Source organism: Gemmatimonadota bacterium, assembly GCA_016714015.1.
Taxonomy (GTDB): domain Bacteria; phylum Gemmatimonadota; class Gemmatimonadetes; order Gemmatimonadales; family Gemmatimonadaceae; genus Pseudogemmatithrix.
The window spans coordinates 349,619-360,652 of record JADJNZ010000004.1; the positions used below are offsets into that span (position 1 = coordinate 349,619).

General features: G+C 71.3%; 11 protein-coding genes and 1 tRNA gene. All 12 read left to right on the forward strand.

The genetic code is table 11. From position 1 onward, the window contains the following. The 12 genes from IPJ78_08760 (at window position 1) to IPJ78_08815 (ending at window position 10,960) form a co-directional block, all read left to right on the forward strand. Window positions 1-1,905, forward strand: a complete 1,905-nt coding sequence (locus IPJ78_08760) for an ATP-binding protein (protein ID MBK7906644.1) — start codon at window positions 1-3, stop codon at window positions 1,903-1,905. Then, on the forward strand, window positions 1,905-3,524 hold the full coding sequence (locus tag IPJ78_08765) for a tetratricopeptide repeat protein (GenBank protein MBK7906645.1): 1,620 nt from the start codon (window positions 1,905-1,907) through the stop codon (window positions 3,522-3,524). The genes IPJ78_08760 and IPJ78_08765 overlap by 1 nt, the downstream gene beginning before the upstream one ends. Beyond that, window positions 3,524-4,348, forward strand: coding sequence for a protein-glutamate O-methyltransferase CheR (locus IPJ78_08770; GenBank protein MBK7906646.1), 825 nt, complete (start codon window positions 3,524-3,526; stop codon window positions 4,346-4,348). The genes IPJ78_08765 and IPJ78_08770 overlap by 1 nt, the downstream gene beginning before the upstream one ends. Continuing rightward, window positions 4,345-4,827 (forward strand): chemotaxis protein CheD, encoded by a 483-nt coding sequence (locus IPJ78_08775; GenBank protein ID MBK7906647.1) that lies wholly within the window; start codon window positions 4,345-4,347, stop codon window positions 4,825-4,827. The genes IPJ78_08770 and IPJ78_08775 overlap by 4 nt, the downstream gene beginning before the upstream one ends. After that, entirely contained in the window at window positions 4,817-5,917 is a 1,101-nt protein-coding gene (gene cheB / locus IPJ78_08780; protein MBK7906648.1) for a chemotaxis-specific protein-glutamate methyltransferase CheB, read from the forward strand. Before IPJ78_08775 ends, cheB begins: the two co-directional genes overlap by 11 nt. A gap of 23 nt (window positions 5,918-5,940) precedes the next feature. Further along, entirely contained in the window at window positions 5,941-6,381 is a 441-nt protein-coding gene (locus tag IPJ78_08785) for a CheW domain-containing protein (protein ID MBK7906649.1), read from the forward strand. Then, a complete protein-coding gene (locus tag IPJ78_08790) occupies window positions 6,378-6,893 on the forward strand; it encodes a purine-binding chemotaxis protein CheW (GenBank protein ID MBK7906650.1) in 516 nt (171 codons plus the stop codon). The genes IPJ78_08785 and IPJ78_08790 overlap by 4 nt, the downstream gene beginning before the upstream one ends. Next, window positions 6,886-7,746, forward strand: coding sequence for a tetratricopeptide repeat protein (locus tag IPJ78_08795; GenBank protein MBK7906651.1), 861 nt, complete (start codon window positions 6,886-6,888; stop codon window positions 7,744-7,746). Before IPJ78_08790 ends, IPJ78_08795 begins: the two co-directional genes overlap by 8 nt. A gap of 97 nt (window positions 7,747-7,843) precedes the next feature. Then, the gene (locus tag IPJ78_08800) at window positions 7,844-8,821 is read left to right on the forward strand and encodes a hypothetical protein (protein MBK7906652.1); all 978 of its coding nucleotides are present in this window, start codon (window positions 7,844-7,846) and stop codon (window positions 8,819-8,821) included. A gap of 65 nt (window positions 8,822-8,886) precedes the next feature. Continuing rightward, window positions 8,887-9,066, forward strand: a complete 180-nt coding sequence (locus IPJ78_08805) for a hypothetical protein (protein MBK7906653.1) — start codon at window positions 8,887-8,889, stop codon at window positions 9,064-9,066. 31 nt (window positions 9,067-9,097) lie between these two features. Beyond that, a tRNA-Val gene (locus tag IPJ78_08810) sits at window positions 9,098-9,171 on the forward strand. Between the two features lie 64 nt (window positions 9,172-9,235). Further along, the gene (locus tag IPJ78_08815) at window positions 9,236-10,960 is read left to right on the forward strand and encodes a hypothetical protein (protein ID MBK7906654.1); all 1,725 of its coding nucleotides are present in this window, start codon (window positions 9,236-9,238) and stop codon (window positions 10,958-10,960) included. Window positions 10,961-11,034: the final 74 nt, after the last annotated feature.

Sequence of the window (11,034 nt, forward strand, 5' to 3'; positions counted from 1 at the left end):
ATGCGGCTCGATCCTCGGCTGACCTTCGACCGGTTGGTGGTCGGCGCGGCGAATCGCCTCGCCTCCGCCGCCGCGCACGCGGTCGCCGAGGCGCCGGGCACGACCTACAACCCGCTCTTCATCTACGGCGGCTCGGGGCTCGGCAAGACGCATCTCCTCACCGCCTCGGCGCACCTGCTCCTGCAGGTCCAGCCCGACGCCCAGGTGATGGCGCTCACGATGGACGAGTTCAGCGAGCAGTTCTACGCCGCCGTCTCGGCCGGCGAGACCTCGGTCTTCGGCGGGCGGCTCGCCCGCGTCGACCTGCTCGTGCTCGACGACCTGCAGTTCCTCACCGGCCGCCGCGAGATGCAGGCCGAGCTGCTGCGCGTCTTCACCGCCATGCAGGAGGCCGGCCGCCAGATCATCTGCGCGAGCGACCGTCCGCCCGGCGAGATCAGCGACGTCGACGAGCGCCTCATCCAGCGGCTCTCGGGCGGACTCGTCGTCGATGTCGGGGCCCCGGAGTACGAGGCGCGCGTCGCGATCCTCCGCACCGCCTGCCGCGACCGCGGCGTGGTGGTGCCCGACGGCGCGATCGACGGGCTCGCCAAGCGCAACGTGGTCTCGGTGCGCGAACTGCAGGGCGCGCTCAACCAGTGGATCGCCAAGCAGACGCTCGGCGGCGCGCGCGAGACGGTGACGCGCACGCCGAGCCCCGGGAGCGGCGACGGGCACAGCCGCTCCGGCGAGTTCCTGAGCTTCCTCACCGACGTCGCGAGCGCGGTGCAGTCGCACGTGGAGTCGTGGCAGGTGCGGCTGCGCGAGACGATCGCGTACTGGAGCGGCGAGGGCTATCGCACCGCGGTGCTCGAGCGCGCGCTGTTGCTACCGAAGGACCCGGACGTGCCGGCGCTCGTCGCGGTGTACGTCGAGGCGGTGGAGCACCTGCGGGCGCTCGAAGCCGAGGCGACCAAGGTCGACCGCGCGCTCGGCGGGCACGCGCTGTTCCGCGACCCCGAGCGCCTCGCCGACGCCGAGGACTTCGTGGAGCGGGCCCTCGCGGGGGAGATGCCGCCGGCCGGCCCCAATCCCGCGTTCACGCGCAGCGGGTTCGATGTCGGCGCGGCGAACCAGCTCGCGGCGCACGCCGCCGACGCGGTGATCGCGCAGCCGGGCACGCGCTACAACCCGCTGCTCATCACCGGGGCGAGCGGGGTGGGGAAGACGCACCTCGTGCACGCGATCGGCAACGCGATCGCCGCGGCCGCACGCCCGGGCTTCGCCGTGGGCTGCGTCCATGCGCAGGCGCTCGTGGACGAGCTCATCCAGGCGATCGAGACCGGCACCGTCGAGCGGTGGCGCAACCGCTATCGCGCCGCCGACGCACTCATCGTGGACGACGTGCAGTTCCTCGCCGGCAAGGAGCGGACGCAGGACGAGTTCTTCCTCGTCTTCAACGAGCTCGCCGAGGCGGGGAAGCAGATCATCCTCTCGAGCGACCGGACGGCGGCCGAGATCCCGGACCTCGCCGCGCGGCTGCGCTCGCGCTTCGAGGGCGGCCTCACCGCCGAGATCCAGCCGCCCGACCGTCCGCTGCGCGAGCAGCTCGTCGCGCGCTTCCTCGGCCAGCTCGGGCGCCCCGCGCCGACGGACCTGCTCGACATCGTCTGCGACCCGCCGGTGGCGAGCGTGCGCGAGCTCATCGGCGTGGTGAACCGGCTCGCCGCCGCGGCCGACGCGCGCGGGACGCCGCTCGATGCCGCCCTCGCGCGCGAGGAGCTCGGCCTCGGCGCCGACGCCACCACGACCTTGGCGCCGGCGGCGGCCGCCGTCGCTGCGGGTGACCGCACCTTCCTCGACCGCGAACGCGTGGTCTGGGACTGGCCCGACGTCACCGCGCGTCTCATCGAGGATCTCCGCTAATGGCGATCCGCGGCTCCCTCAAGGAAGCGTCGCTCCCCGACGTGCTCCAGCTGCTCTCGATGGGCAAGAAGAGCGGCTGCCTCTCGGTCACGCACCGCAACAACTTCGGGTCGATCTTCTTCGACAAGGGGCGCATCTCGTATGCGTCCATCGTCAACCGCCGCGACCGCATCGGCGACATCCTCGTGAAGAGCGGCGTGCTCAAGCAGGAACAGCTCGACGCCGCAATCGCCAAGCAGGACAAGGCGCGTGGCAAGCGCCTCGGCGAGCTGCTCGTGGATGAGGGCATGATCTCGCGCGAGGAGCTGCACGGCCAGATCCGCATCCAGATCGAGGAGGCGGTCTACTTCCTCTTCACCTGGGCCGAAGGGACCTTCAACTTCGAGTCGGACATCCGGCCGGAGGAGCAGGACTTCCTGGTCTCGATCAACCCCGAGTCGCTGCTGCTCGAGGGCGCGCGTCGCGTCGACGAGTGGAGCCTCATCGAGAAGAAGGTCCCGTCGTTCGACATCGTGTTCGAGATCGACCGCCAGCGCATGGGCGAGATGGGGGAGAAGCTCACCGAGGCGCAGCAGTCGCTGCTGCCGCTCATCGACGGCCGCCGCGACGTCGCCTCGCTCGTGGACGAGTCGGGCCTCGTGGAGTTCGAGGTCGGCAAGGCGCTCTTCGGGCTCGCGACGGCGGGCTTCCTGCACCGCGTGGGCAAGACGAAGCCGCAGGAGGAGGTCGCCGCCGAGCAGCGGGTGGAGGAGCACCGCAATCTCGGCGTGGCCTTCTACAAGACGGGGATGCTCGACGAGGCCGTCCGCGAGTTCCGCCGCGTCGCCGAGTTGCGCCCCGACGACCTCGGCGCACGCTTCTATCTCGGGCTGTCGCACCTGCGACTGGGGAAGTGGTCGGAGGCGCTCACGCACCTCGAGGTCGCGGCGCGGCACCGGCTCGCGAAGGCCGGGGTGTATGTCGACCTCGCGCTCGCCCTCGAACGCCTCGGTCGCCTCGAAGATGCGCGCCGGGCGCTCGAGGAAGCGCTGGTGAAGGGCGGCGGGCAGGAGCCGCGCGTCCATCTGTCGCTCGGCGTGCTCGCGCTGCGCGAAGGGCGCTTCGCCGAGGCCGACGCGCACTTCATGGAGGCGCGTCCCCACTACGGCACGCGGCCGCCCGCGGCCGTCTGGTTCCACTCGGCGAGTCTCGCGGCCGCGCTGTCCGGGCAGGTCGACAAGGCGATCACCCTGCTCACCGAGGGCACCGGCGCCCACCCGCACGCGGCGGCGCTGCTCAACAACCTCGCGGTGGCGCTCGGGACCATGGGGCGGTCCGAGGAAGCGCTGCACGTGGTGGAGGCGGGGCTCGCGCAGGATCCGGGGCTCGCGCCACTGCACCGCAATCGCGGCGACCTCCTGCTCGCGCAGGGGAACCGCGACGCGGCGCTCGATGCGTACTTGCGGGCGGTGAAGCACCACGAGACGCTCGGTCCCGAGGTCTGGGCACGGATCGGCGGTCTGCGCGCCGCGCTCGGCCACGTGGACGAGGCCGTCGCGGCCTGGGAACGCGCGCTGCAGCTCGATCCCACGCACGCCGAGGCGCGTGAGCGGCTCGCCGCCGCGCGTCGCGAGCGATGATGGCCGGCCCCGCCGATGAGGCCGGGTTCCTCGCCCTCACACGGAAGATCGCGACGGAGCGGGGCTTCGGCTGCGCCAACTACAAGGATGGCTGCCTGCGGCGGCGCATCGCGGTGCGGATGCGGGCGCGCGGCATGACCACCTACACCGACTATCGCGCGCTGCTCGATCGCGATCCCGCCGAGTACGACCAGCTGCTCGATGCGCTCACGATCAACGTGACGAAGCTCTACCGCGATGCCTCGGTCTGGGACCAGCTCGCGGCCACGGTCATCCCCGCGCTCTGGGCCCTCGACCTCCCGCGGCTCACCATCTGGAGCGCCGGCTGCTCCTCCGGCGAGGAGCTCTACACGCTCGCGGCACTCGTGCACCGGCAGGCGGTGCGGACGAGCACCGAGGGGCGCCTCGCGCGGGTGCGCATCATCGGCACCGACATCGACCGCGCCTCGCTCGAGGCGGCGCGCACCGGCGCCTACGCCAACGAGGCGTTCAAGGAGATGCCCGCCGACCTGCGGTCGCGCTACTTCTCGGCCGACGCGCCGTTCCGCGCCGCCCCCGAGCTGCGCGCGCTCGTGCACGTGGAGCGCCGCGACCTGCTCGCCGAGCCCGCACCCGCGAGCGAGTGCCAGCTCATCACGTGCCGGAACGTCGTGATCTACTTCGACCGCCCGAGCCAGGTGCCGCTGATGCAGAAGTTCCGCGGGGCGCTCGTGCCCGGCGGGTACTTGGTGCTGGGCAAGGTGGAGACGCTCCTCGGCGAGGCGCGCGGGCTGTTCGAGGTGGTCGATGCGCGGCAGCGGATCTTCCGGCGGCAGGCCGCATGACCGACCAGCACGTGCGCATCGCGCATCTCGCGGTCGCCCGCGGCAGCGGCCGGCTCGTCACCATCGGGCTCGGCTCCTGCGTCGCGATCGCGCTGCATGACGGCCGCTTCCGTGTCGCGGGACTCGTGCACGTGCTGCTCCCCGATCCGAGCGTCGCACGCGATGCGTCCAACCCGGCCCGCTTCGCGTCCACCGCGGTGCCCCTGCTCGTCGACGAGATGCGGGCCATGGGCGCGCGCGGCGCGCTCGTCGCGAAGATCGCCGGCGGTGCCGCGCTCTTCGGGTCGATGCTCAGCGGCGGCAAGGCGGGACAGATGGGCCAGCGGAACATCGCCGCCGCCAAGACCGCGCTCGCCGAGGCGGGGATCGCCCTCATCGCCGAGGAGACCGGCGGGGTGAGCGGGCGCAGCGTCGCGCTCGACGTCAACTCGGGCGCGATGACCGTGCGCTCGGTGCGGGGAGGCGAACGTGTCCTCTGAGCGCGAGCGCCGGGTCCTCGTCATCGACGACAACGCGCTGCTGGGCGCGGTGCTCCGCGAGCTCATCGACGCGATCGACGGCTTCCGCGTGATCGCGGTGGCGAAGGACGGCGAGGAAGGGCTGCGGATGGTCCATCAGCTCGATCCCGACATCGTGACGCTCGACATCGAGATGCCCGGCGTGGACGGCATCGCCGCGCTCGGCTATATCATGAGCGAGCTCCCGCGGCCGGTGGTGATGGTGAGTGCCGCGACCACGCGGGGCACGGTGGACCTGACCATCCGTGCGCTGGAACTCGGCGCGGTGGACTTCGTCCGCAAGCCGTCCGGCACGACGATGACCGCGTGGGCGGGCACGCGACGCCGGATCGAGGAGGCGCTGCGCGCCGCCGCGCAGGTGAACCTCGGCGGCGTGGGGATGCTCGCGCGGCCGCGGCTCCGCACGCCGGCGCCGCTCGCGCCCGCCTCGCGACGCGCGACGGCCGCGGTGGCGATCGCGAGCTCGACCGGTGGCCCGCGGGCGCTCGCCGAGGTCGTGCCGGCCCTCCCCGCCACGCTCGACGCGGCGGTCCTCGTCGTGCAGCACATGCCGCCCGGCTTCACGAGCGGTCTGGCGCGACGGCTCGACCAGCTCGCGGCGCTGCCGGTGCATGAGGCGACGCAGGGTGAGGCGCTGGAGCCGGGCCGCGTCTATCTCGCGCCGGGGGGACGCCACATGACGGTCGTGGCCGGAGCCGACGGTGCGACGATCCATCTCGATGACGGGCCCACGCAGCACGGCGTGCGCCCCGCGGCCGATCCGCTCTTCACCTCGGTGGCGCGGGTCTTCGGCGAGCGGAGCGTGGGTGTGGTGCTCACGGGCATGGGTCGCGACGGCGCGACCGGACTGAAGGCGATCCGCGCGGCCGGTGGCGGGGCGGTGGTGCAGGATCGCGCGACCTCGGTGATCTACGGGATGCCGGCGGTCGCGCTCGCCGAGGCCGGTGCCGATCGCACGGTGGCGCTGCCCGAGGTGGCGAATGCCGTCGCCTGGCTCGTGCTGCAGCACAGCGAATCCGGCGTGCCGCGCCGTGCCGAGGGCCGGCGATGAGCGCGAGTGCGGAGGGACGCTCGATGAGCGCGCGCCTGCTGCTCGCCCGCGTGGGCCTGGAGACGTTCGCGTTCCCGATCGCCGATGTGATGGAGGCGGTCGAGGCACCGACGGTGACGCCGCTCGCGCTCGCGCCGGCCGGCGTCGCCGGGCAGTGCACGCACCGCGACCGGTTGGTGCCCGTGCTCGACGGCGGGGTGATGCTCGGCGTGCCGCGCGCGCCGGGCGAAGGGGTGCTGCTGCTCATCGACACGGTCGCGGGGCGTCTCGGACTCCGCGTGGATGATGTGCTCGACATGGTCGAGGTCGACCCCGCGCGCCGGCGCGCGCTCCCGGCGACGGGCGGCGCGATGACGGCGATGCTCGAGGACGTGATCGACCTGGGGGACGGGATCGCGGGCGCGGTGGCGATGGATGCGTTGCGCGCGGCGATGGCCGCACGACTCACGACGGAGGCGGCATGACGACCGGCACGAGTACCGCAAGGACGACCGGCACGGCGGCCGCTCGCCGCCAGCTGGTGACGTTCGAGGCGGCGGGGGAGCTCTTCGCCGCCGACATCTTCGCGGTGGAGCGCGTGCTGCGATACGTCACGCCGCGCCTGCTCCCCAACGCGGCCCCCTGGCTGCGCGGGGTGCTCGCGCACGGCGGGATGACGATCCCGCTCGTGGACCTGCGCGAACGGCTGGGCCTCGAGCTCGTGCCGCCGACGGAGACGTCGCGGATCCTCGTCGTCGCGGTGGGGGAGACGCGCATCGGCGTGACGGTGGATGCGGTGCTCGCGGTGCGGACCGTCGACGCGGCGGCGTTCGAGCCGCCGCCGGCGATCTACCGCGGGCTCGCGAAGGAATACCTGGAAGGCGTGGTGCGGCAGGGGGGCGACATCTTCGTGGTGCTCGCCACCGACCGGTTGCTGACTTCAACGGAGCGGATCGAGATGGCGCGCGTGATCGAGGCGGGAGCGGGGAATGGCTGACGAGACGCTGGCCGCCTACAAGGCCAAGTACACGACGATCGACAAGCGGCTCGATGCCGGCCTCACCGACGCGGAGCGTCCGGCGGTGAAGGTCGAGATCGTCACGCTCTTCAAGTCGGTGGAGCAGCAGATCGCCGAGCTGACCGCGCTCAAGGACGAGATCAAGCAGCTCGTCGACAAGTGGAAGGCGGGGAACGTCGCGGCGAGCGTCGCCCCGCAGTTCTCGGGCGAGAAACCGGTCGTGCACGCCGACCACATCGGCGCGAGCACCTTCATCGAGAAGGGCTGGAGCCGGCTCTCCCTCGGCGACCATGAGGGGGCGGAGCAGGCGCTCCTCAAGGCCATCGAGCTCTCGCCGGGCGATCCGCAGAGCGAGGCGCTGCTCGGCTGGGCGCAGATGCTGCAGGAGAAGTACGATGACGCGCTGATGAACTTCCAGAAGGTGCTGGTGCGCGAGCCGGCCAACTCGCTGGCGCGCATCAACGTGGGGTACATCTGCCTCAAGAAGAAGATCTTCGGGGAGGCGATCGAGCACCTCTCCAAGGCGATCCGGCTCGACAACGACCGGAAGGCGACGCTGTACGCGCATTTCTATCTCGGGCTCGTGTACCTCGAGCGCGAGATGTACGAGGATGCGCAGACCTTCTTCCGGAAGACGCTCGTGCTGGGGCCGAACCTGATCGAGGCGTACTTCGAGCTGGGGCGGGCGCACTGGTTCAACGACGAGCAGGACGAGGCGAAGGAGACGTGGAAGGCCGGGTTCGCGGCGAACAAGTTCAATCCGTGGGGGAAGCGGTGCGCGGCGACGCTCAAGCTCGTTGAGGAGGGTGGGGAACTGCTGCGGGATGCGTGATGCGGGGTGCACGGGCGGTACGGGGTACGGGATGGGGACGGGATGCGGGGACCATCCACATCCTCGCGGTTCCGATGCACTCGATGCGGGGGGTGGGGTGAGGGTGTGGTGGTGGGGACTCGTGATCGGCCTCATCGCGATGCGGGGGGTGGGGGCGCAGGAGATCCTCGATGCGGGGAAGCTCTACCGCTCGGGGCGGTTCGAGGTGCGGGCGGATCCGGCCTCCGAACGGCTGGCGCGTGCGCTTCTCGATGATGCGGGGATGAGGGACACGTTCCCTGGGCTGCCGCGGATGCGGGATACGGTGCGGATCGTGCTCGCGCGGGATGCGGAGGAGTTCCGGCAGCTCGCCGGGTCCGGGGCGCCCGATTGGGGTGGGGCGTTCGCCTTCCCTGAGGAGCGGCTGATCCTCATGCAGGGGGCCAATGCGCGGGGGGATGCGGGGGATCCGCGGGTGACGCTCCGGCACGAGCTCGCGCACTTGGCGCTCGCCGAGGCGCTCGGCGGGCGGGTGCCGCGCTGGTTCGACGAGGGGTATGCCTCCTTCGCCGCCGGGGAGTGGGGGCGCGATGAGGTGCTCGCGACCTCCTTCGGGCTGGTCTGGCGGGGGATCCCGTCGCTCCGGGGGCTCGACTCCCTCTTCTACGCCGGCCCCGACCGCGCGAACCGGGCGTACGCCCTGTCGCACCGGGCGGTCGCCGAACTCTCGGCGATGGGCCGCGAACACGGACTGGACCTGCTGTTCGAATATTGGGCAGCGGAGGGGTCGTTCGAGCGCGCGCTCCGGCGCGCCTACGGCATGACCAGCGCCGATTTCGAGCGGTCCTGGCGCTCCAAGGTCCGGCGGCAGTACGGGGCGCTGGCGCTGGCGGCCGACCTCTCGGTCCTCTCGGTCTTCCTCGTCTTCCTGCTGGGGCCGCTCTGGTGGAATCGGCGCCGACGGCTCAAGGAGCGGTTGGCCCGGATGCGTGAGGCGGACGCGCAGCAGGAGGCTCGGGAACGGGAGAGTGCTCTCGCCGCCTTGTTGGGCGAGGGGTCGCGGCAGCCCCCAACCCGTGACGCCGCGCCGGATTAAGGGTTGGTGAAGGCCGGGGGATTTTGGTTGACAGGCATATAAGGTTGGTCTAGACTCATGCCCCTATGACCAAGGCGACGGAAGCGCGGGAATCGGCGGGGTCGAAGGCGGGCCTGTGGTGGGGCCTGGCGACGGTCACGTTGCTGCTCGGGTACGCGGATCTCTGGCGCGGCGGCGAGACCATCGCCCCGATCCTCCTGGTCATCGGCTATTGCATTCTGGTCCCGATCGCGATCATGAAGTAGCGGTCATCCTGCGGGCGCAGGGTGGCCCGTGGGGCGAATAGCTCAGCCGGTTAGAGCACCTGCCTTACACGCAGGGTGTCGGGGGTTCGAATCCCTCTTCGCCCATCCCAAAGGGGAGCCGGACCACCGGCCGACCGGCGGGGTACGATGGTTCAACGACTTGGAGGAGATGACAGTGAAGGCTCGGCTCGATGCCCGCACCCTCGTCGCTCTCGCGGCACTCGTCGCCACCGCGGCGACCGCTTCCGCCCAGGCGGCGGTGACGCGCACGCCGCCCCGTCCCGACACCCCGCGCCTCATGGTGCAGGTGTTCGGCTCGGCCGACAAGGTCGCGGGGCCGCTCGCCTCGGATGAACTCCGCGAGCGCCTCATCCGCGCGTTCCCGTCGCGCATCCTCTGGGTGATCGATCGCAAGGACGTGCTGTCCGTTCTGGAGCAGTCGGGATACGATACCCTCCAGCAGCTTCCGCCGTCGGACGAGGCGCAGCTGGCCAAGGCCCAGCGCGCCGACGAGTACATCCGTGGCCGCGTCGTCCGCGAGGGCGACATGTACAAGGTCGAGGCGATGATCGTGCTCACGCGCGACAACTCGCTCACCCAGCCGCTCCCCGCCGCGACCGGCAACCGCGCCGACCGCGCCGTGGCCGCGCTGGTGAAGTCCATCCAGGACGCGCGCAAGCAGCTCGACGACGAGAAGAAGTGCATGGCGGCGGCCCGCGACAACAAGTACGCCGAGGCGCTCGCCGCCGCGGAGGCCGGCATCCTCGAGTACCCGCAGGGGACGCTCGTCCGCTACTGCAAGATGAACGTGCTGATCCGTCAGGAGGCCTCCGACTCGCTCAAGCTCGCGGCCGCCAACGAGATCCTCGCGATCGATCCCAACTCCAAGAACGCGCTGGCGATCGCCGCCGACGCGAACCGCAAGCTCGGCAACGCCGCGGCCGCCAACGACCTGCTGCTCCGCCTGCTCGCCGCCAACCCGACCGATGCCCAGCTCGCGAACCAGGTCATCGAGGCGCTCGCCGCCTCGGGCGACTTCGAGCGCGCCAAGGCCGTCGTCGTCGAGGCCGTCGCGCAGAACCCGGGCGACATGGCGCTCATCGGCCTGCAGTTCAAGATCCTGAGCGCCGCCAAGGACTACAAGAACGCGCTCAAGACCGGTGAGGAGATGGTCCAGATGGACACCTCGCTCGCCGACGTCCCGTACTACCAGCGCATGGTCGGCCTGTACGACGCCGACAGCCAGCCGCAGAAGGCGGCGGAGATGGCCGCGCGCGCGACGCAGAAGTACCCGCAGGACGCCGACCTCTGGCAGCTCTACTCGGCCACGCTCAAGAAGGCCGGGCAGGTGCAGCAGTCGATCGCCGCCGCCAAGCGCGCGCTCGAGGTCAACCCGCAGATCGCCAACGGGTGGACGCAGGTCGCGATCGCGTACAACGAGCTCAACATGCCCGACAGCGCGCTCATCGCGCTGCGCGCGGCGAAGGCGGCGGGGGACAACGGCGACAACGTCGGTCAGATCGCGCTCCTGATCGGCAATCGCCTCTACCGTGCGGCGGTCGCGGACTCGACGAAGACCGTCGCGGCCTTCCAGGCGGCACAGCCGTACCTCTACTTCGCCGACAGCGCGACCGCGACCAACGTCGCGCAGCGCACCAATGCGAAGCTCCTCATCGGCGTGACGCACTTCTACATCGCGCAGGTCATCGCAGGTGGACTGCAGGCGTCGAAGAGCTGCGAGGAGGCCAAGATGGGGCAGGCGGCCGCGGTCGAGTCGATGATCTACGTCCAGCAGGGCGGGCGTGACAATCCGCAGACGGCGGGACAGCTCATGCAGGGGTTGAATCAGCTCTCGCCGTACTTCGAGCAGTCGGTCAAGACGCTCTGTAAGTAGCGCACCTCCCGCTCGTCCCGAGGCCCGCCGTCCGACGGACGGCGGGCCTCGTGCATTCCCCCTCGCGCCCCGTC

Bases quoted from the DNA above. Each gene is read 5' to 3' on its own strand.
- IPJ78_08760 (MBK7906644.1), top strand. From the start codon at position 1: ATGCGGCTCGATCCTCGGCTGACCTTCGACCGGTTGGTGGTCGGCGCG.
- IPJ78_08765 (MBK7906645.1), top strand. From the start codon at position 1,905: ATGGCGATCCGCGGCTCCCTCAAGGAAGCGTCGCTCCCCGACGTGCTC.
- IPJ78_08770 (MBK7906646.1), top strand. From the start codon at position 3,524: ATGGCCGGCCCCGCCGATGAGGCCGGGTTCCTCGCCCTCACACGGAAG.
- IPJ78_08775 (MBK7906647.1), top strand. From the start codon at position 4,345: ATGACCGACCAGCACGTGCGCATCGCGCATCTCGCGGTCGCCCGCGGC.
- IPJ78_08785 (MBK7906649.1), top strand. From the start codon at position 5,941: ATGAGCGCGCGCCTGCTGCTCGCCCGCGTGGGCCTGGAGACGTTCGCG.
- IPJ78_08790 (MBK7906650.1), top strand. From the start codon at position 6,378: ATGACGACCGGCACGAGTACCGCAAGGACGACCGGCACGGCGGCCGCT.
- IPJ78_08795 (MBK7906651.1), top strand. From the start codon at position 6,886: ATGGCTGACGAGACGCTGGCCGCCTACAAGGCCAAGTACACGACGATC.
- IPJ78_08805 (MBK7906653.1), top strand. From the start codon at position 8,887: ATGACCAAGGCGACGGAAGCGCGGGAATCGGCGGGGTCGAAGGCGGGC.
- IPJ78_08815 (MBK7906654.1), top strand. From the start codon at position 9,236: ATGACAGTGAAGGCTCGGCTCGATGCCCGCACCCTCGTCGCTCTCGCG.